We start from the raw sequence: 19,984 nt of genomic DNA, 5'->3' as shown, positions 1-19,984 counted from the left end.
ACCCCCGAACTCGAAACTGGAGGAAGACGATGGCCGTCCTCTACTACCTGCAGGCCAGGCTCGCCCAGCGGCTGGCCGAGCTGCGCCGCCCCGAGGAAAGCGACCGGGGTGACGGACCGGTGCCGACCGCGATCATCATCGCCGGACTCGCGGTGCTCGGCGTCGCGGTACTCATCTGGGCCACCGGCCTGGTCCAGCAGTACATGGAAACCGATGTCCCCAACATGCCGGGCGTCCCCGGTGTCGGAGACGGCGCCTGAGCCGTGCTTCCACCGTCACGCAGCGGTCCGCGCCGGGGCGCCACCACGCCTCGGCGCGGACCCGCCACGCCCCGGCACCGGACCGGGATGCCGATCCGGCGTCCGGCCACGGGGCGAGACCGAAACCGGGCCTGGAGTCGGCTTCGGCAGCGGCTGACGGACTCGGGCGGCGACCGGGGTGCCAGCCCCATCGAGCTGGCCATCCTGGTGCCGGCGATCCTCGTACTGCTCTTCGCCTCGATCCAGGTGGCGGCGATCTTCCTCGCCCGGTCGGCGGCGCTGGCCGCCGCCCAGCAGGCGGTCACCGCGCAGCGCATGCTCGACGCCGAACCGGGCGCCGGCCAGGAACGTGCCGCCCAGTTCCTGGCCCAGCCGTCCGGTGAGTGGCTGGTGGACGCGGTCATCGAGCCGCCGGTGATCACGTACGACGACGGCGACCCGGCCGGGGTGGAGTTCACCGTACGGGGACGGGCGCTCTCGCTCGTGCCGTGGCTCGATCTGACTGTCGTGGAGACCGCCCACGGCACCGTCGAACGGTTCACCGACGAATGACGCCCGTACGGCCCGCCCGCCGCAGACCGGACCGCGGATCGGTCTCGGTCGAGGTCGCCATCCTCACTCCGGCCTTTCTGCTGCTCATGGTGTTGGCCGCGATCGCCGGGCGGACCGCCGTCGCACAGAGCACCCTGCAGATGGCGGCGCACGACGCGGCGCGGGCGGCGTCGATCTCGCGGACCGCCGGGGTGGCCGCCGACCGGTCCCGGGACGCGGTTCTGCAGCGGATGAACTGGGAAGGACTGCGCTGCGTGGGCCAGCCCGACGTGCAGCTGTCGGGTTGGATCGCCGGCCGGGGCACGGTCGGGTTCGCCGAGGTGTTCGACGAGGAGACCGTCGGCGAGGCGGCGTCGGTGACCGTACGGATCTCGTGCGAGGTGACGTTCGCCGACCTGGCCCGGCCCGCCGACGTACCCGGATCGCGGGTGGTCGAGGCGACCTTCACCTCCGCCGTGGACCGTTACCGGGGGCGCGGATGAGGGGGATGCGGGCCGACAGCGGGCGGGTGAGCGTGTTCGTCGCCGTCGCCATCGGTGCCGTGCTGCTGATCGTGGGCCTCGTCGTCGACGGCGTCGGCCGGCTCCGGACCCAGCAGCTCGCCGACAACATCGCCGCCGAGGCGGCCCGCACCGGTGGGCAGCAGATCGACCGGGCGGCGGCGGTGGGCGGCGGTGCCAAGGTCGTCGACGTCGACGAGGCCGTCGCGGCCGCCGAGGCGTACGTCGACGGGTTCGTCCTGCCCGACAACATCACCGCCACCGGGACGGCGGAGCCGGTGGCGGGTGACGGCACCCGGCTGCGGGTGACCGTGACGCTCACCTACCAGCCGGTGATGCTCACCTTCCTCGGCGCCGACGTGGGGACGGTCACCGGCCAGGCCACCGCCGTGCTTCTGACCGAGGAACCGTAGGGAGGCAGTACCGTGACCGAGCGCAGCGAGAAGATTCCATGAGCGGCCGCCGAGTCTCCGCGCCGCGTCGGATCGGCCAGGTGGTGACCGGCCTGGGGGCGTTCGTCGTCCTGATCGCCTTACTCTTCGGGGCACCGGCGGCGCTGATCGCCGTCGCCGGCAACCCGCTGCCCGACCATCTGCCGACGTTCGCCGAGGCTTCCAACGCCCTCACCAGCCGCGACGACGGCCAGTTGTTCCTGCGGGCGCTGGCGGTGGTGGGCTGGCTGGGGTGGGCGACCTTCGCCCTGTCCGTGCTCGTCGAACTGCCGGCCCGGGCGTTGCGCCGGCCCGCGCCCAGGTTGCCCGGCATGCGGCGGCAGCAGCGGATCGCCGCCGCGCTGGTCGGCTCGGTGGCCATGGTCGTCGTGGCCGCACCTGCGGCGACGGCGGCGACCGTCGGCCCCACGACCACCAGCGCCGCGGTGACCACCGCCGCTCCACAGTGGATGGTCCCGCCGCCGGTCACCACGCCCGGCCCGGCAGTGGTCGAGACGGCCGGAAACGACCGGTCGGCCGCGGTCTACCGGGTGGAGCGCGGCGACTACCTGGGGCACATCGCCGACCGCTACCTCGGCGATTTCGCCGACTACCGGGAGATCGCGGCGCTCAACGATGTCCGCGACCCGGACCGGATCCGGCCCGGCCAGACGCTGCGGCTGCCGGACCACGCCGTCGACCGGGGGGCCCGTACGCATGCGACCGGAGCGGTGGCCGTTCCGGCGACGCCGCCCCCGGCCGCCGCCCCGACCCCGGCGTCACCGCCAGCGCCGGAGCAGGCCGAATCCGAGCAGCCGCCAGCGGCCGAAAACCCGACGAAGCGGCCGACCACCAGCTTCGCGGGTGGCGCGGCGGGCCGCCCGGGTGGGCTGGACACGGCGAACAGGCCGCTCGCGGTGACCGCGGTGATCGCCGCGGCCAGCATCGTCGGCGCCCAGATCGGCATGCTGATGGGGCTACGCCGCCGGCCCGCCAAGGCCCACTCGACGGACAGCGGACGGCATCGCCGCGACTGACCGCCCGGACGGGGCCGGGATGGTCAGGGCAGTTGCGCCTCGACCCTGCCGTCGACCACCCGGGAGCGCAGCACCTGCTGGTCGGTCGCGGCCGGCCCGTGCACGGCCTCGCCGTTGGCGAGTTCGAAGGTGCTGCCGTGCCAGGGGCAGACGACGCAGGCCCGCCCCTCGATCCGGGTCAGGCTGCCCTCGCTGAGCGGCCCGTTCTGGTGCGGGCAGTGTTCGAGCATGACGGTGATGTCGTCGCCGTCGCGGTAGACGAGCACCCGTACGTCGTCGATGAGCCGGCTGACCAACTGGTCCTCGGGCAGCGACGAAAGGTCGGCGACCGGATGCCAGCCGTCGCTGATCAGGTGCAGCTGCGGAACCGCCTGGTTGACCCCGGCCGCCTGCTTGTAGGCCAGGTGCCCGCCGAGGTACGCGCCGCCACTGGCGGAGGCGAACCCGAGGTATGCCAGGGCCCGGCCGACGTTGTGCCGGCCGGTGAGCCGGGCCGCGAACGAACCCGCGTAGAGCACCAGGGCGATCTGGTTGGCGACCGCGTGGACCAGGCCGACCCGGCGCTGTTCGGGTGACAGGGAGGCCCAGTCGTTGAGCCCGGTGACCACGGCCGGCAGCGCGCCGCCGACGCCGACCCCGGTCAGGATGGTGGCGGCGCGGCGCTGGCCCCGCAGCAGATCGAGTACGGCAACACTCGTCCACGCCCCGATCGGCACCTGGACCAGGGCCGGGTGCAGAGGGTGGCCGAGCCAGACCCCGTGTAGCGCGTCGCGCAGGCGGCGGGGCTGCAGGATCGACAGGACCCGCTGCTGGATGGGGTCGGCCAGCCGGTCCAGCCGGGACGCCCGCTCGATTCTGGTCAAGAGTTCTCGCACAGGTGGCGGCTTCCCCTCGCCGACCAGCCCAAACCCCTGGCCGACCGGCCCGCGCCCGGAGAGTCCCGGCATGGCGAGGGGCCGCCGGGGTACGTGACGGACATGCGAGTCGCGATCACCGGAGCCACCGGAAACGTCGGAACCGCTCTCTTGCGCCGCCTGGCGGCAGAACCGGACATCGAGGTCGTCGGCCTGGCCCGCCGCCCACCGAAGCCGGGATCGGGTACGCCGTACGACGGTGTCGACTGGCACGCCGTGGACCTCGGCGACAGCTCGGCCGCGGACCGGCTCGCCCCGTGGCTGGAGGGGGTGGACGCGGTCGTACACCTGGCCTGGCAGATCCAGCCGAGCCACGACCGGCGGCGGTTGCGGCGTACGAACATCACCGGCAGCCGGCACGTGGTGGAGGCGATGCTGCGCGCGGGGGTGACGAAGCTGGTGTACGCGTCGTCGGTCGGCGCCTACGCGCCGGGTCCGAAGGACCGTGGTGTCGACGAGACGTGGCCGACCACCGGGGTGCGCCGGTCGTCGTACAGCACCGACAAGGTGGCGGTCGAACGGATGCTCGACCAGTTCGAGCGGGAACGGTCGCGGCTGCGGGTGGTACGGATGCGTACCGCACTGGTCTTCCAGGGCGAGGCCGGCCCGGAGATCGGCCGGTTCTTCGTCGGGCCGCTGGTGCCACGGGGGCTGCTGCGCCCGGGGCGGGTGCCGGTCGTACCCCGTAACGGCCGCCTGCGCGCGCAGACGGTGCATGCCGACGACGCCGCGCAGGCGTACCTGATGGCTCTTCGCCGGGAGGTGACCGGGGCGTTCAACATCGCGGGTGAGCCGCCGCTCGACGGCGAGGTGCTCGCCGCGGAGATGGGCGCCCGTACGGTGCCGGTGCCGCTGCCGGTGCTGCGTACGGCGGCCGCGCTGACCTGGTACGCCCGGTTGCAGCCGACCGAGCCGGGTTGGATCGACCTGGCCGCCGGGGCGCCGCTGATGGACTGTTCCCGGGCCGGCGACCTGCTGGGCTGGACGCCGCGGCACGACGCGCGGGCGACGTTGCGCGAGTTGCTGGCGGGGATGGCGTCGGGTGCGGGTATGCCGAGCGCCGCGCTGCGGCCGGCGGGCCGGCGGCTGGCGACGGGGCTGCCCGGCCACGGCAACCCGGCGTGACCGAAGCCCCGTGACCAAAGCCCGCTGGCCGCAGCCCGCTGGCCGCAAGATCCCCGTGATCAGGGGACTTGTCGCAAGACACACCGACGACACGCCCGACTTGATCCCTGATCACGGGGACCTTGCGGGTCTGCCGTGGTCGGCGGCACCTGACCGGGTCCCTTCGGCGAGTGCCGCCGACCACGGCTCGTCGCCCCCGGCGGCGACGGGTCTGCGGCCGGCGCGGCCGGCTCAGTCGATCCGCAGCCAGACGGCCGTGTCCGGTGGCAGCAGTTCGCCGTCCAGCGGACCGCTGGCCAGCAGGCACGAGCGGTGCTCGGGCAGCACGACCGAGCCGGTGGATAGGTTGACCACGCAGGCGAATCCGGGGTCGCGGGCGAAGGCGAGCACGCCATCGGGCGACGGCAGCCAGCGCAGGCCGCCGTCACCGAGGCTGGGCTCGGCGCGCCGGATCCGGATCGCGTCGCGGTAGAGCTCCAGCATCGAGTGCGGGTCGCCGGTCTGGGCCTGTACGGTGCGGTCCTTCCAGTCCGCCGGTTGCGGCAGCCAGGGCGGACTGGTGGCGCCGGCCGGGCTGAACCCGAACGGCGCGGCGTCGCCGGACCACGGCAGCGGCACCCGGCAGCCGTCGCGCCCGTGCCCGGACCGGGCCCACATCGGGTCCTGGCGCAGCGCCTCCGGAATGTCCTCGACCTCCCACAGCCCCAACTCCTCGCCCTGGTAGACGTAGGTGGCGCCGGGCAGCGACAGGGTCAGCAGCGCGCCGGCGCGGGCCCGGCGGGTGCCGAGTTCGAGGTCGGTGACCACGCCGTGGCGTTTGGTGGCGAAGCTGAACGTGGTGTCCTCCCGGCCGTAACGGGTGACGTGCCTGGTCACGTCGTGGTTGGACAGCACCCAGGTGGCGGGCGCGCCGACCAGGGCGTGCGCGTCCAGGGTGGCGTCGACACAGGCACGCAGGAGGTCCGGGTCCCAGGCGCAGCCGAGGAACTCGAAGTTGAACGCGGTGTGCAGTTCGTCGGGGCGCAGGTAGTTGGCGAACCGGCGGGTGTCGGGCAGCCACACCTCGCCGATCAGGATCCGGTCGCCGGGGTACTCGTCGGTGATCCGCCGCCAGGACCGGTAGACGTCGTGGACCTCGTCGAGGTCGACGTACGGGCTGGGTCGGTCGGCGTGGTGGTCGGGCAGGGCCGGGTCCTTGAGCAGCAGGGCGGCCGAGTCGATCCGGACGCCGTCGACCCCGCGGTCGAGCCAGAAGCGCAGGATGCTCTCGAATTCGGCGCGGACCTTCGGGTGGTCCCAGTTGAGGTCCGGCTGTTCGGGGCTGAAGAGGTGCAGGTACCAGTCGCCGGGGCTGCCGTCGGGGTCGGTGGTGCGGGTCCAGGTGCCGCCGCCGAACTCCGAGCGCCAGTTGTTGGGCGGCTCGTCGCCGTTCGGGCCGCGCCCTGGCCGGAACCAGAAGAGGTCGCGCTCGGGTGCGTCCGGCCCGCCGGCGAGCGCCGCCTGGAACCACGGGTGCGCGTCGGAGCAGTGGTTGGGCACCACGTCGACGATGATCCGGATGTTCGCGGCGTGTGCTTCCTCGATGAGCGCCTCGGCCTCGGCCAGGGTGCCGAAGATCGGGTCGATGTCGCGGTAGTCCGACACGTCGTAGCCGGCGTCGGCCATCGGTGACGGATACCACGGGCTCAGCCAGATCGCGTCGACGCCGAGCGCGGACAGGTGGTCCAGGTGGGCACGGATGCCGGCGATGTCGCCGACACCGTCGCCACCGCCATCGGCGAAGCTGCGCGGATAGACCTGGTAGATCACCGCGCCGCGCCACCACGGGTCGCCGTCTGCTGTGGACACGGGCACCTGCTTTCTCAGTTCGGCGGTACGGTCGCCGGGCTCGTCCGAGCACGGTCGGCCAGGCGGTCGTCGGCGACCGCCACGGATGGGGGTCTTGCTCAGCCCTTCATCGATCCGGCGGAGAGTCCGCCGATGATGCTGCGCTGGAAGATCAGGAAGATGACGATCATCGGGATGCTGGCGATCACCAGGCCGGCCATCATCTCGGTGGGCGGCACCTGGCTGGTGTTGGACAGCCGGCTGAGCGCGACGCTGATGGTCTGGACCTCGGTGTCCTGCAGGACCAGCAGCGGCCAGAGGAAGTCCTTCCAGATGCCGATGATCGCGAAGATCGACACGACCCCGAGCACCGGTCGGGACAGCGGCAGCACGATGTGCCACAGCACCCGTAGCCGGCCGGCGCCGTCGAGGCTGGCCGAGTCGAGCAGGTCGTTCGGGATCTGGTCGAAGAACCGCTTGAGTACGTAGATGTTGAACGCGTTCGCGGCCGCCGGCAGCCAGAGCGCCCACGGGGTGTTGAGCAGGTTGACCCCGAAGATCGGCACGTCGGTGACGGTCAGGTAGGCGGGGATGAGCAGCGCCGCCGCCGGCAGCATCAGGCTGGCCAGCATCAGCCCGAGCACCAGCTTGCCGAAGATCGGCCGCAGCTTCGACAGCGCGTACGCCACGCCGACGTCGACGACGAGCTGGATCAGCCAGCCGCCGACGGCGTAGAAGACGGTGTTGCCGAAGTAGCGGGCGATGTTCATCCGGTCCCACGCCAGCGCGTAGTTCTGCGGCTCGAACGTCTCGGGGACGAACGTGGGCGGGGTGAGGGCGAACTCGGCCGGTTCCTTCACCGCCCCGGTGACCATCCAGTAGAGCGGGAACAGGAAGACCAGGCTGAACAGGATGGTGACGACGGTCAGGACGCTGAAGTAGACGACCTTGCCGCGCGTCCGGCGCAGCTCGGTGTCGGAGATCAGGGTCCGGCCTGCGCCGCGGTCGCCGGCCGGGCGGGACGGTCGCCGGCCCGGCGCCGGGCCGGCGAGCTTCGGCAGCGGTGGCCGGGACGGAGCGGTGATCGTCATGGCGGGCCCCTCATTCCGCGGTACGGGTGAGCCGGAGGTAGAGCGCGGAGAAGGCGCCCAGTACGACGAAGAGCAGCACGCTCATGGCCGCGGCCAGCCCGAAGTCGTTGTTGACGGTGAAGGCGTAGCGGTAGATCAGCACCATCACCGTGACGGTGTCGGGGTTGGTGGTGCCGGTGAGCTGGAACGGTTCGATGAAGACCTGCATCGTCGCGATGATCTGCATCAGCAGCAGGACGAGCATGATGAACCGCAACTGCGGGATGGTGATGTGGCGCAGCCGCTGCCAGATGGTGGCGCCATCGAGTTCGGCGGCCTCGTAGAGTTCGCCGGGGATGCCCTGTAGCGCGGCGAGGTACATCAGCGTGGCGCCGCCCAGGTTGGCCCAGGTCGACACCAGGACCAGCGAGATCATGGCGGTGCTCGACGACTGGGTCCACTGCGATTCGGGCAGGCCGACGCCGCGCAGGATGGTGTTGAACAGGCCGTTGCCGGGGTCGTAGAAGTACTTGAAGAGCAGTACGACGACGATCGGCGGCAGCATCACCGGGAGGTAGACGGCCACCCGGAAGAAGCCTTTGAAGTGCCGCAACTCGTTGAGCAGCACCGCGATCGCCAGCGGTACGAGATACCCGAAGACCAGCGCCAGGCCGGTGAAGACGATGGTGTTCTTCCAGGCCGTCCAGAAGAGCGGGTCGGCGAACAGGGCCTCGAAGTTGTCCAGCCCCACCCAGTACGGGTCGGTGACGAAGTTGACCTGCTGGAAGCTGAGCACCACGCCCCGTACCAGCGGGTACCACGAGAAGAGCGCGAAGCAGGCGATGCCGGCCGCCATGAAGGCGTACGCCAGGAGGTTGTCCTGGACCTTCCGGCGGAGCCGGGCGCGTCGCGAGTCGCGGAGTCCGGCCTCGATGACCGCCATCGGACGACCTTTCGTTGATTGTCGGTGCCGTCGGTTCGCCGGTGGGGCCGCCGCCACGGCGGTGCGTGGCGGCGGCCCGGGGCCTACTGGACCGTGGCGAGAATCGTGTTGACCTGCTTCTCGGCGTCGGTGAGCAGCGCGTTGATGTCGGCGTTGGCGTCGGTGAGGACCTTCTGCATCGCGACGTCGAGCACCGCGTAGATCTGCTGCGCGTTCGGCGGTTCGAGCTTGACCGGGACGCCCGGCGCGGCGCTGATGAACGGCGCGTAGTTCTCCTGCGGGACGTTGGCGTACTGCTTGTCGGCCTCGGCCTGCTTCTGGGCGGCGGCGCCGGTCCAGATCGCCGGCTCGGGCAGGCCGACGACGTTCTTGTTCTCCGCGGCCCACTGGTTCTCCGCCGCGATCCGGTCGGGGTTGTTGAACCAGAAGGTCAGCCACTTCAGGCCGGCGCGGATCTTCTCCGGGGTGGCCTTGGCGTTGAACATGTAGCCTTCGCCACCGCCGAGGGTGCCCTTCCCGTCCGGGATCGGGCCGAGGCCGTAGTCGGCGAAGTTGCCCTTGTACTGGTTGACGATCGTGGGGATGTTGTCGGCGGTCGCGACGTACATGCCGAGCTTGCCGGCGCCCATCATCTGGAGCAGGTCGGCCCATTCCAGAAGCTGCCGCTCGCCCATGCTCTTGTCGGCCCAGCGCATGTCCTTGAGCTGCTGGAGAACCTGCCGCCCCTGGTCGTTGTTGAACGCGGCCTTCCAGGTGCCGCCCTCGTTGACGGCGACGTCACCGCCGACGGAGTAGATCTCGGCGGTGAAGTGCCAGCCGCCGGTGTTGCTCTTGCTGTAGTCGCCGTAGCCGACGTGCCCGTCGCCGAGGGCGGCGATCTTCTGGGCGGCGGTGCGGACCTCGGCCCAGGTCTTCGGCGGGTTGTCGGGGTCGAGGCCGGCCTTGGTGAACAGAGCCCGGTTGTAGAGCAGGCCCAGCGAATAGTTCTTGTAGGGCAGTCCGTAGACCTTGCCGTCCGCGTCCGAGAAGATCTTCATCAGCTCGGGCTTGATCTGGGCGACGGCCGGGAACTCCCCGGTGTACTTCGAGATGTCGGCGACCTGGCGCTTGGCGATCAGGTTGGCCGGGTCGGTGAAGTAGACGTAGAAGACGTCTTCGAGCTGGCCGCCGGCGAGCTTCGCGGAGAACGTCTGCGGGTCCATCTTGCCCTCGCGGGCGTCGATGTCGATGTCGGGGTTCTGCTTCTCGAACTCGGCGACCATTTCGAGGAACCGGGCGTGGTTGGCGGCTTCGGTGGCCGGGGGCAGGCCGTTGACCGTGATGGTGACCTTGCCGTCGGCCGGCTTGTCGTCGTCGCCGCCGCAGGCCGCGGCGGACAGTCCGACCCCGGCGACGAGCAGCAGCCCGACGGCGCTGCGCAGCCTGGATCTGTTCATGGACGGACACCCTTCCTGGGGTTGGGCATGCGGAATCGGTGGTGGGTGTGACGCGGCTCTCGGAAGTGCCGTGTTTCGTGGCGATGACGATACAAAGGCGTACTCGCTAGCGCAAGAAGTCGACTGTGTTCAGAAAATCTGCGACTGATCTTGGGAGCGTCGGCCCAGGCACGCAAAGAGGGGCGGACCGTAGCGGTCCGCCCCTCTTCGTCCAGATATTCAGTCCTGCGGCAACCTCACCGGCCGGGCACCGGCGCGGTCGAGCCGCGTACCACCAGTTCCGGCTCGAACAGCAGCTCGTCGGTGGTCACCCCGACCCCCTCGATCTGGGTGACGAGCAGGTCCACCGCGGCCTGCCCCATCGTCTCGATCGGCTGGCGCACGGTGGTCAGCGGCGGGTCGGTGCAGGTCATGAACGCCGAGTCGTCGAACCCGACCACCGAGACGTCCTCCGGCACCCGGCGGCCCATCCGGCGCGCGGCGCGGATCGTGCCGAGTGCCAGCACGTCACTGGCACAGACGATTCCGGTCACCCCACGGTCGATGAGTTTCGACGCGGCGACCCGGGCCCCCTCCATCGAGAAGCTCGACCGGGCCACGTTCTCGGTCTCCTCCGGCTGCCCGGCCCAGCCGGCCGCCGCGACCATCGCGGCGAGCTTGCGCCGGGACGGCACGTGGTCCTCGGGACCGAGGACGAGACCCACCCGCTCGTGCCCGAGCGAGCGCAGGTGCCCGTACGCCTGCTCGACCGCGACCGCGTCGTCGGTCGAGACGGTCGGGAAGCCCAGTTCGTCGACCCCGGCATTGACCAGCACCACCGGCAGGCCACGGTCGGTCAGCCGGCGGTAGTGGTCGTGTTTCGCGTCGGCCAGCGCGTAGAGACCACCGGCGAAGATCACCCCGGACACCTGGTGGTCCAGCAGCATCTCGACATAGTCCATCTCGGACACGCCGCCGATGGTGCGGGCGCAGAGCGCCGGGGTGAAGCCGCGCTGGGCCAGCGAGCCGGTCACCACCTCGGCCAGCGCCGGGAAGATCGGGTTCTGCAGCTCGGGCAGTACCAGGCCGACCAGCCGGGCGCGCTCGCCGCGCAGCTTGGTCGGCCGTTCGTAGCCGAGGACGTCCAGCGCGGTCAGCACCGCCGTACGGGTGGCGTCGGACACGCCCTCGCGACCGTTGAGCACACGGCTCACCGTCGCCTCGCTGACCCGGGCTTTCTTGGCAACCTCGGTGAGTCGTCTCGTCACGGCCGCAATCGTACGTCAATCTTTTGCAAAAATTGCACCGGGCGTTGTCGAGCTGCGCAAGAAGCGACGCGCAAGCGACAAATCCGCGCAGTCCCCGTCACCGACCGAGGTCCGGCAGCGCCCCCTCGATGGCCCGATGGAAGGTCGGATAGGTGTAGATCATGCTGCGCAGCCGCTCCACCGGCACCTCGCCGTGCACGGCCACGAGCAGCCCGCTGAGCACCTCACCACCCGACGGGCCGGCGGACGTGCCGCCGACCAGCACCCCCCGCTCCGCGTCGGCGACCAGCTTGACGAAGCCGTCCGACCGGTTGATCCAGCCGCGCGTCGAGTTCGACAGCGGATTGAACCCCACCCGTACGTCGATCCCCCGCTCGCGGGCCTGCGCCTCGGTGAGACCGACCGCGCCGACCTCCGGGTCGGTGAACGTGACCCGGGGCAGCGCCCGGTAGTCGGCCGGCGGGCCGTCCTGGCCGAGGATGTCGCGGATCGCGATCCCCGCCCCGTACATCGCCATGTGGGTGAACGCCCCGTGGCCGGCGACATCGCCGACCGCCCAGATGCCCTCGCCAACCCGCATCCGGTCGTCGACGGTCAGGAAGCGCGCGTCCGGGTCGAGCCCCACCGCGGGCAGCCCCAGTTCGCCCAGTCGCGCCTGGCGGCCCGTCGCCACCAGCAACCTCTCCCCGGTCACCGGCTCCGCCCCGGCCAGGTGCACGGTGAACCCGTCGGCGCCGTGACCGACCCGCTCGACGCGTACCCCGGTGCGCATCTCGACGCCGTCGCGCCGCAACGCGTCCGCCAGGAGTTCCGACGACTCCGGCTCCTCCACCGCGAGCAGCCGCGGGTTCGCCTCGACCACGGTGACCCGTACGCCGAACCGGGCGAAGACCTGGGCGAGTTCCAGCCCGATCGCCCCGCCGCCGAGCACGATCAGCGAGCCCGGCAGCCGCTCGACCTCGATCGCCTCCCGGTTGGTCCAGTACGGCGTGTCCCGAAGCCCTTCGATCGGCGGCACCGAGGCGGCGGTGCCGGTGGCGATCACGATTCCCCGGGTGGCCCGGAAGACGTCGTCGCCGACCGTCACCTGGCCGGGACCGGTCAGCGTGCCCCGGCCACGGACCAGCCGTACGCCCTTGCCGGTCAGCCGGTCGGCGGCCGCCGCGTCGTTCCAGTGGTCGGTCGCGTCCTCGCGGATCCGCCGGGCCACCGGCGCCCAGTCGGGGGTCACTGTCGCCCGGCCGGCCAGGTCGTCGACCCGCCGCGCCTCGGCGAGCGCGTTGGCGGCCCGGATCATCATCTTGCTCGGCACGCAGCCCCAGTAGGGACACTCCCCGCCGACGAGCCGGCTTTCGACGCCGACGACGGACAGCCCGGCCCCGGCCAGCCGGCCGGCCACTTCCTCGCCACCGACACCGAGCCCGAGTACAACGACGTCCACGACTGCCGGTTCACCCATCCGGCCAGCATCCCACCCCGCCAAGATCCCCGTGATCAGGGATCATGTCGCGCGTGTCGTCGGCGGGTCGTGGTCCGTACTCCCTGATCACCACGATCTTGCGACGCGGACCGGCGCCCGGGGGCGGCGGTCCCGGCCGGCGGGGAAATGGCGTGGCCGGCCGGTACGTCCGGTCGTAGCGTCTGCCGGATGGACGGACGGGTGGATCAGCGGTTCGCCGCGGTGCGGGACGTGTTCGCCGGCCTGCTCGAATCGGGCGCGGAAACGGGTGCCGGCGTCGCCGTGTGGCACGACGGCCGGCTGGTGGTCGACCTCACCGGCGGCTGGCGCGACCCCGGGCGCGGGCAGCCCTGGACCGCCGACACCCTGGTCAACGTCTATTCGGTCAGCAAGCCGTTCGCCGCGCTCTGCCTGCTGCTGCTCGTCGACCGAGGGCTGGTCGGGCTCGACGACCCGGTCGCCCGGCACTGGTCGGAGTTCACCGCCGGGGCGACCGTCCGGCACGTGCTCGCGCACACCGCCGGCCTGCCGGCGTTCCCGGTGCCCAGGCCGGCGGAGGCGTACGCCGACTGGGCGCTGCTCACCGCCGACCTGGCCGCCGCCGAGCCCCGCTGGGTTCCGGGTACGGCCGCGGCCGAGCACGCGTTGACGTACGGGCATCTGGTCGGTGAGCTGGTACGTCGCGTCGACGGCCGGTCGGTCGGCCGGTTCCTGGCCGACGAGATCGCCGGGCCGTGGCGGCTCGACCTGGCCTTCGGCCTGTCCCCGACCGACCAGCGGCGGTGCGCCGACGTCGGGTACGGCCGGCCGGACTGGGCGGCGACGGTGCTCGGTGCGCCGGGTTCGCTGCGGCGGCTCGGGTTGGGCAACCCGGCCGGCGCCCTCGATCCGGGGGTGGTGAACAGTCCACTGTGGCGGGCCGCCGAGGTGCCGGCGGTCAACCTGCACGCGACGGCGGCGGGGGTCGCCCGGTGCTACGCCGGGCTGCTGGCCGGCGGCACGCTGAACGGCGTACGGCTGTTCGGCCCGGACACCGTCGCGGAGCTGCTCCGGGTCCAGTACGACGGTCCGGACCTGCTGCTCGGCCGGCCGGTGCGCTGGTCGCTGGGGATGCAGGTCGACGACGGCGAGTGGGGCATGGGTGGTGTCGGCGGGAGTGTCGGCTTCGCCGATCCGGGGCACGGGTTCGCCTTCGCCTACGTCACCCGCCACCTGGCCGACTTCGACCGGGTCGACGCCCTGGCCGAGGCGGTGATCGGCTGCCTGTGACCACCGCAAGATCCGCGTGATCAGGGAGTTTGGCGGCCGACACGCCGGCGACCCGCGCGATTCAGTCCCTGATCACGCGGATCTTGGGGGGCCCAGCTCGGGGACCCAGCGGCGACTCCCCGGCGGGCAGGGCGGGCAGCCGACCGACCGCGACCCCGGACGGGAGCGGCACCGTCGCCGGCGTGGCCACCTCGTCGCGCCACCGGCTGGCCGCCCAGGCGCGGAAGTACGGCGTGAAGACCTTGTAGTGGTCGCCGCCGGCCGGGGTGACCGCCCCGGGGTCGACGACGGTCAGTCCGGGGAAGAGCCGCAGCGACAGCCGGTGCCGCTCGGCCTCGGCGCGCAGCCGGCTCTCCCGGCGCCGGGCACAGCGGCTGACGTCGGCGGAGACGGCGATGCCCTCGGCGCCGGTCTCGGCGGCCAGCCGGATCGTCTCGGCGACCGGGTCACCGTGCCGCAGGACCAGGTCGCCGCCCCGCTCGCGCAGCGAGCCGCGCAGGTCGGCGAGGCTCTGCGCGAGGAACCGGTCCCGGTTGGGCGAGCGGCCGGCGAGGGTCGGGTCGAGCACGAAGAGCGGCACCACCCGCTCGGCGTTGGCGCAGGCGTCGGCCAGCGCCGGTTGGTCGTGGACCCGGAGGTCGCGGGTGAAAAGGACGATCGCCGTACGCATCGACCTCACCGCGGTGACGGACCGGGTACGGCGACCGGGGTGCCCGGCCGGGCCAGCAGCGACCGGGCGGCGACGGCGGCCCGACGGCGGCCCGGAACGGTCGCCCGGCGGACGAAGGGGTCGTAACCGGCGGCGGCGATCTCGTCGAGGATGCCCCCGTAGAGAGCGAACGCGGTGCGCACGCACGCCTGGGAGGCGGGGGCCAGCATCGCCACCCCGGGGGCGGCGGCGGCGTAGTGCGCCTGGGCGCGGGTGACGGCGTACTCGATCAGCTCCCTGGTCCGGGCGGTGCCGCGGCCGTCGCGGGCGGCGGTGACCAGGTCGGCGCGGCCGACCCCGAACTTGTCGAGGTCCTCGTCGGGCAGGTAGGTGCGGCCGCGGGCCAGGTCCTCGCCGACGTCGCGGATGAAGTTGGTGAGCTGGAAGGCGAAGCCGAGCTGGCGGGCCGGCTCGCGGGCGGCGGCGGGGTCGGCCGCGCCGAGGATCGGCAGCATCATCGTGCCGATCACGGCCGCCGACCCCTCCATGTAGTCGAGCAGGTCGTCATAGCTGGCGTACGAGGTGATGGTGAGGTCCATCGCCATGCTGCGCAGGAACGACGCGAAGTCGGCCCGGTCGAGCTGGAAGACCGCGATGGTGTGCAGCACGGCGGGCAGCAGCGGGTCGTCGACGGGCTCGCCGTGCAGGCCGGCGAGGAACCGGGCGGACCAGGCGTCGAGCCGGGCGGTCCGCTCGGCGACCGACGCGTCGCCGGTCCGGTCGACGATCTCGTCGGCGTAGCGGGTGAACCCGTACAGCGCATGGACATGCCGACGTTTCCAGGCCGGCAGCAGCCGGGTCGCGAGATAGTAGGTGCGTCCGTGCCGTTTGTGCAGCTCACGGCAGCGTTCATAGGCCGCGGCAAGATCTGTCTCCATGGGACCTCCTCGGATAGATCGACGCAGCAATCGACGCAACTCGCAACTCTAGGGTACGCTCGGCGTCGTGGCCAACGACACACTCCCGACGTTCCCGGGTGATGCCCGCCCCGTTGCGCCCCCGCCCGCTCCGTCTCCCAGCGAGCTGATCGGGCTGATCGAGCAGACCCTGATCGACTTCCTGGACTCCGAGGTGGCCGCGATCGAGGAGATCGACCCCGCCCTCGGCGACCTCGCCCGCACCGCCCGCGACTGCGTACTCGCCGGCGGCAAGCGGCTGCGCCCGGTCTTCGCCCACTGGGGCTGGCGCGGGGTCCGCGCGCACCAGCCGGTCGCGTCCACCCTTCCGGCGCTGGCCGCGCTGGAGCTGCTGCACGCGTTCGCCCTCGTGCACGACGACGTCATGGACCGCTCCGCCACCCGGCGCGGCCGGCCCACCGCGCACCGGGTGCTCGCCGACCAGCACGTCGCGGCCGGGCGCACCGGCGACCCGGACCACTTCGGCACGGCCGGCGCCGTGCTCGTCGGCGACCTCTGCCTGGTGTGGGCCGACCGGCTGCTCGCCGGGACCGGCCTGCCGGCCGCCTCGGTGCTGGCCGCCCGCCGCTGCTACGACCAGATGCGGATCGAGGCGATCGCCGGGCAGTACCTCGACATCCTCGGCGACACCGACGCCGCCAACTGGTCGGTCGACCGGGCGCTGCGGGTGGCCCGGCACAAGACCGCCAGCTACACCGTGCAGCGTCCGCTGCTGTTCGGCGCGGCGCTCGCCGGCGGTGCCGCCGGGCCGGCCGGGCCGGTCACCGCCGCCTACAGCCGGTACGGAATCGCCGTCGGCGAGGCGTTCCAGCTCCGCGACGACCTCCTCGGCGTGTACGGCGACCCGCGGCGCACCGGCAAGCCGGCCGGCGACGACCTGCGTACCGGCAAGCCGACGGTGCTGCTGCTGCTCGCCGACCAGCTCGCCACCGCCGCGCAACGGGTCGAGCTGGCCCGGGGGCGGGCGGGCACGGTCGGGGTCGGCAGGCTCGCCGAGGTGGTCACCGCCACCGGCGCCACCGCCCGGGTCGAGCAGATGATCGAGGCGCGGGTCACCGACGCGCTCGACTCGATCGGAACCGCGCCGATCGACCCGGTCGCCCGTCGGGCACTGGCCGACCTCGCCGTACGGGCCACGGATCGGCGGGCATGATGGAGGCCCGGAGAGGGGTGGCCCAATGCGCAAGGTGAGCGGACCGACCGATCGGGTGGTCGTCGTCGGTGCCGGGCTCGGCGGCCTCGCCGCGGCCCTGCACCTGGCCGGCAGCGGCCGCCAGGTCACCGTCCTGGAGCGGGAGCCGGTGCCCGGCGGGCGGGCCGGCCGGCTCAGCGTCGACGGCTACGAGTTCGACACCGGGCCGACCGTGCTGACCATGCCCGACCTGATCGCCGAGCCGCTCGCCGCCGTCGGCGAGGAGCTGGCCGACTGGCTCGACCTCGCCCCGGTCGACCCCGCCTACCGGGCCTACTACCCCGACGGCTCCACCCTCGACGTGATCACCGACACCGCCCGGATGGCGGCCGAGATCTCGCGGGTGTGCGGTCCCCGGGAGGCCGACGGCTACCTGCGGTTCGTCGATTTCGCCCGCGACCTGTGGCAGCTGGAGCGGACCGACTTCATCGACCGCAACTTCGACAGCCCCCGCGACCTGCTGACCGCCAACCTGCTCCGGCTGCTTTCGACCGGCGCGTTCCGCCGGCTGCAAACCAAGATCAACCAGTTCTTCACCGATCCCCGGACCCGGCGGATCTTCTCGTTCCAGGCCATGTACGCCGGCCTGGCCCCGCACGACGCGCTCGCCATCTACGCGGTGATCGCCTACCTCGACTCGGTCGCCGGGGTCTACTACCCGCGTGGCGGGATGCACGCCGTACCCCGGGCCCTGGCCGGGGCGGCGGAGAAGCACGGCGTACAGATCCGCTACGGCACCACGGTCACCCGGGTGGAGACCTCGGCCGGCCGGGCCAGCGCGGTGATCACCGCCGACGGCGAGCGGGTCCCCGCCGACGTCGTCGTACTCAACCCCGACCTGCCGGTCGCCTACCGCGACCTACTGCCGGCCGCCCGCTACCGGCGGCTGCGCCACTCGCCGTCCTGCGTGGTGCTGCACATCGGTTCCCGGCAGCCCTACTCGAAGATCGCCCACCACAACATCCACTTCGGCCGGCCGTGGAAGGGCACCTTCGACGAGATCATCAAGCGGGGCGAGCTGATGTCCGACCCGTCACTGCTGGTCACCAACCCGAGCCGGGCCGACCCGTCGGTCGCGCCCGCCGGGCGGCAGACCTACTACGTGCTGGCGCCGGTGCCGAACCTCGACCGGGGCCGGCTCGACTGGCGCGGCGACCTGCCCACGCGCTACGCGGACGAGTTGATGCGTACGCTCGAGGCGCGCGGCTACCGCGACTTCCGGGCCGGCGTCGAGGTGTCCCGGGTGGTCACCCCCGCCGACTGGGCCGACCAGGGCATGGCGGCGGGCACCCCGTTCGCCGCCGCGCACAGCCTCTTCCAGACCGGCCCCTTCCGCCCGAACAACCTGCACCCCACGCTGTCCAACGTGGTCTTCGTAGGATCTGGGACACAACCCGGTGTGGGCGTGCCGATGGTGCTGATCTCCGGCAAGCTCGCCGCCGGCCGAGTGACGGGAGGCACCCGGTGACCCTCTCCCGCGAGGCACACCTGGTCGAGTTGGTCAACGACACCGGCAACCCGATCGGCGAGTGCACCGTCGACGACGCCCACCGTCCGCCGGGCCGGCTGCACCGGGCGTTCTCGGTGTTCCTGGTCGACCCGACCGGCCGGGTCCTGCTCCAGCAGCGGGCCGCCGTCAAGACCAGGTTTCCGCTGCGCTGGGCCAACAGCTGCTGCGGGCACCCGGCGCCGGGCCAGTCGTTGGCCGAGGCCGCCAACCGGCGGCTCGGCGAGGAACTGGGCATACCGCCGGTCGACCTCACCGAGGTCGGCGTCTACGTCTACTACGCCGAGGACCCCGCCACCGGCCGGGTCGAGTTCGAGTACGACCACGTGCTGCGGGCCGAACTTCCCCCCGGCACGACCCTGGCCCCGGCTCCCGAAGAGGTGGCCGACGTGCGTTGGGTGACCCGCGAGGAGTTGCTGACCGGGCTCGCCGAACAGCCGCGGCAGCACGCGCCGTGGCTCGCCGGCGTCACCGACCGGCTCTTCAGCCCCGGGCGGGCGGGAGCGGACGGCATCGTCGTACCGGGTTCCGGCGCCACCATCGACGAAGCGCCGGAGCGGTCAGGTGGGCGATGACGCCCTGAGCGCGGGCGCCGTCGCGCGCCGGCTCGGCGTCGCCGTGACGACGCTACGCACCTGGCACCAGCGGTACGGCCTGGGGCCGAGCCAGCACGTGCCCGGGCACCACCGGCGCTACACCGCCGAGGACCTCGCCCGGCTGGAGGTCATGCGGCGGCTGACCGCCGAGGGTGTCACGCCGGCCGAGGCGGCCGGCTGGGCGCGCCGTACCACGGTCGCGCCCAGGCCCGACACCCCTCGCAACGCGGCCCCCCGCCAGGGGGCCGCCGGCCGGGCCGGCGGTGGCTTCGCCATCCCGGTCGGCCGGGCCGGTCCGGCCGCCCGCGGCCTGGCCCGCGCCGCCATGCGGCTCGACTCGACCGCCATGCGGGAGCTCATCGAACGGCAGGTGGCCGCCCACGGCGTCGTCCGGACCTGGGACGAGATGCTGCGGCCCGTCCTGGTCGGGATCGGCGAGCGGTACGCGACCACGTCCCGCCTGATCGAGGTCGAGCACCTGCTGTCCCGCTGCGTGTCGGAGGTCCTCGGCGCCGTACGCCGGCCGGCCGAAGCAGCCCGCATCCTGCTGTCCTGTGCCGACGAGGAGCAGCACAGCCTGCCGCTGGAGGCGCTCGCCGCCGCGCTGGCGCAGGCCGGCGTCGGCTGCCGGCTGCTCGGCGCACGGGTGCCGACCGTCGCCCTGGTGGACGCCGTGGACCGGACCGGGCCGGCGGTGGTCGTCGTGTGGTCGCACGCCCCCGCCACCGCGCGTACCGAGCAACTGGCGGCCGTACTGTCCGTGCCCCGCCGCCCGCTGCTGGTGATGGCGGCCGGTCCCGGTTGGGCGGCCGGCCCGCTTCCCGCCGGGGTGCGGTCCCCGGCAGACCTCACCGAGGCGGTCGTTCTCGCCGGCGCGGTGGCCGTGCCGGGTCACCCGGTAACCGGCTGATCGGAGTCGTCTATCCGGTATCGCACGCCGTCGGCGGTGGGCTAGCGTGACCCCGACGTCCTGCCCGAATTCCCCCTCGGGAG

General features: G+C 72.6%; 19 protein-coding genes and 1 pseudogene. 11 read left to right on the top strand and 9 right to left on the bottom strand.

Features of this window, described 5'->3' with window-relative positions:
• Positions 1-29 precede the first annotated feature (29 nt).
• The 5 genes from AB0M79_RS31715 to AB0M79_RS31695 all read left to right on the top strand — a co-directional run bounded on the left by AB0M79_RS31715 (position 30) and on the right by AB0M79_RS31695 (position 2,780).
• Positions 30-260: a hypothetical protein gene (locus AB0M79_RS31715; RefSeq protein WP_364220949.1), complete on the top strand. Its 231-nt coding sequence runs from the start codon at positions 30-32 to the stop codon at positions 258-260.
• A gap of 87 nt (positions 261-347) precedes the next feature.
• Positions 348-812 (top strand): TadE/TadG family type IV pilus assembly protein, encoded by a 465-nt coding sequence (locus tag AB0M79_RS31710; RefSeq protein WP_364220946.1) that lies wholly within the window; start codon positions 348-350, stop codon positions 810-812.
• Positions 809-1,294 carry a TadE/TadG family type IV pilus assembly protein gene (locus tag AB0M79_RS31705; RefSeq protein ID WP_364220943.1) on the top strand — a complete coding sequence of 162 codons (486 nt, stop codon included), beginning with the start codon at positions 809-811 and terminating at the stop codon, positions 1,292-1,294. Before AB0M79_RS31710 ends, AB0M79_RS31705 begins: the two co-directional genes overlap by 4 nt.
• A gap of 5 nt (positions 1,295-1,299) precedes the next feature.
• Positions 1,300-1,725 carry a hypothetical protein gene (locus AB0M79_RS31700; protein WP_364220940.1) on the top strand — a complete coding sequence of 142 codons (426 nt, stop codon included), beginning with the start codon at positions 1,300-1,302 and terminating at the stop codon, positions 1,723-1,725.
• A 38-nt stretch (positions 1,726-1,763) separates the two neighbouring features.
• Positions 1,764-2,780, top strand: a complete 1,017-nt coding sequence (locus tag AB0M79_RS31695; protein ID WP_364220937.1) for a LysM domain-containing protein — start codon at positions 1,764-1,766, stop codon at positions 2,778-2,780.
• 23 nt (positions 2,781-2,803) lie between these two features.
• On the opposite strand, the gene AB0M79_RS31690 is transcribed toward AB0M79_RS31695, so the two are convergent.
• Positions 2,804-3,655, bottom strand: coding sequence for a Rieske 2Fe-2S domain-containing protein (locus tag AB0M79_RS31690; protein ID WP_364220934.1), 852 nt, complete (start codon positions 3,653-3,655; stop codon positions 2,804-2,806).
• Between the two features lie 102 nt (positions 3,656-3,757).
• Between AB0M79_RS31690 and AB0M79_RS31685 the strand changes: the two genes are divergently transcribed.
• Complete coding sequence (locus tag AB0M79_RS31685; RefSeq protein ID WP_364220931.1) at positions 3,758-4,819, top strand: NAD-dependent epimerase/dehydratase family protein; 1,062 nt, start codon at positions 3,758-3,760, stop codon at positions 4,817-4,819.
• A 231-nt stretch (positions 4,820-5,050) separates the two neighbouring features.
• On the opposite strand, the gene AB0M79_RS31680 is transcribed toward AB0M79_RS31685, so the two are convergent.
• The 6 genes from AB0M79_RS31680 to AB0M79_RS31655 all read right to left on the bottom strand — a co-directional run bounded on the left by AB0M79_RS31680 (position 5,051) and on the right by AB0M79_RS31655 (position 12,801).
• Complete coding sequence (locus AB0M79_RS31680) at positions 5,051-6,667, bottom strand: alpha-amylase family glycosyl hydrolase (protein WP_364220928.1); 1,617 nt, start codon at positions 6,665-6,667, stop codon at positions 5,051-5,053.
• 98 nt (positions 6,668-6,765) lie between these two features.
• A complete protein-coding gene (locus AB0M79_RS31675; RefSeq protein ID WP_364220925.1) occupies positions 6,766-7,737 on the bottom strand; it encodes a carbohydrate ABC transporter permease in 972 nt (323 codons plus the stop codon).
• Between the two features lie 10 nt (positions 7,738-7,747).
• Positions 7,748-8,659, bottom strand: a complete 912-nt coding sequence (locus AB0M79_RS31670) for a sugar ABC transporter permease (protein ID WP_357542313.1) — start codon at positions 8,657-8,659, stop codon at positions 7,748-7,750.
• Between the two features lie 83 nt (positions 8,660-8,742).
• Positions 8,743-10,095 carry an extracellular solute-binding protein gene (locus tag AB0M79_RS31665; RefSeq protein WP_364220922.1) on the bottom strand — a complete coding sequence of 451 codons (1,353 nt, stop codon included), beginning with the start codon at positions 10,093-10,095 and terminating at the stop codon, positions 8,743-8,745.
• Positions 10,096-10,331: 236 nt separating this feature from the next.
• The gene (locus tag AB0M79_RS31660) at positions 10,332-11,342 is read right to left on the bottom strand and encodes a LacI family DNA-binding transcriptional regulator (protein ID WP_212824650.1); all 1,011 of its coding nucleotides are present in this window, start codon (positions 11,340-11,342) and stop codon (positions 10,332-10,334) included.
• A 97-nt stretch (positions 11,343-11,439) separates the two neighbouring features.
• Entirely contained in the window at positions 11,440-12,801 is a 1,362-nt protein-coding gene (locus AB0M79_RS31655) for an NAD(P)/FAD-dependent oxidoreductase (RefSeq protein ID WP_364220918.1), read from the bottom strand.
• A 189-nt stretch (positions 12,802-12,990) separates the two neighbouring features.
• On the opposite strand from AB0M79_RS31655, the gene AB0M79_RS31650 reads away from it, so the two are divergent.
• Complete coding sequence (locus AB0M79_RS31650; RefSeq protein WP_364220915.1) at positions 12,991-14,070, top strand: serine hydrolase domain-containing protein; 1,080 nt, start codon at positions 12,991-12,993, stop codon at positions 14,068-14,070.
• A gap of 109 nt (positions 14,071-14,179) precedes the next feature.
• On the opposite strand, the pseudogene AB0M79_RS31645 reads toward AB0M79_RS31650, so the two are convergent.
• A pseudogene (locus AB0M79_RS31645) lies at positions 14,180-14,740 on the bottom strand (deoxyribodipyrimidine photo-lyase); the annotation flags it as partial.
• 5 nt (positions 14,741-14,745) lie between these two features.
• Positions 14,746-15,657, bottom strand: a complete 912-nt coding sequence (locus AB0M79_RS31640; protein WP_364220912.1) for a phytoene/squalene synthase family protein — start codon at positions 15,655-15,657, stop codon at positions 14,746-14,748.
• Positions 15,658-15,724: 67 nt separating this feature from the next.
• Here AB0M79_RS31640 and AB0M79_RS31635 point away from each other — a divergent pair, with 67 nt between their 5' ends.
• From AB0M79_RS31635 to AB0M79_RS31620, 4 genes are read left to right on the top strand one after another with little or no spacing between them, the layout of a single operon-like run.
• Entirely contained in the window at positions 15,725-16,849 is a 1,125-nt protein-coding gene (locus tag AB0M79_RS31635) for a polyprenyl synthetase family protein (RefSeq protein WP_364220909.1), read from the top strand.
• A 25-nt stretch (positions 16,850-16,874) separates the two neighbouring features.
• Positions 16,875-18,356: a phytoene desaturase family protein gene (gene crtI / locus AB0M79_RS31630; protein ID WP_364220906.1), complete on the top strand. Its 1,482-nt coding sequence runs from the start codon at positions 16,875-16,877 to the stop codon at positions 18,354-18,356.
• The gene (gene idi / locus AB0M79_RS31625; RefSeq protein ID WP_357542299.1) at positions 18,353-18,970 is read left to right on the top strand and encodes an isopentenyl-diphosphate Delta-isomerase; all 618 of its coding nucleotides are present in this window, start codon (positions 18,353-18,355) and stop codon (positions 18,968-18,970) included. Before crtI ends, idi begins: the two co-directional genes overlap by 4 nt.
• A complete protein-coding gene (locus tag AB0M79_RS31620) occupies positions 18,960-19,901 on the top strand; it encodes a MerR family transcriptional regulator (protein WP_364220903.1) in 942 nt (313 codons plus the stop codon). Before idi ends, AB0M79_RS31620 begins: the two co-directional genes overlap by 11 nt.
• Positions 19,902-19,984 lie beyond the last annotated feature (83 nt).

This window comes from Polymorphospora sp. NPDC051019, from assembly GCF_040683055.1.
Classification (GTDB): domain Bacteria; phylum Actinomycetota; class Actinomycetes; order Mycobacteriales; family Micromonosporaceae; genus Polymorphospora; species Polymorphospora lycopeni.
This window is presented reverse-complemented; position numbering and strand designations above follow the sequence as displayed.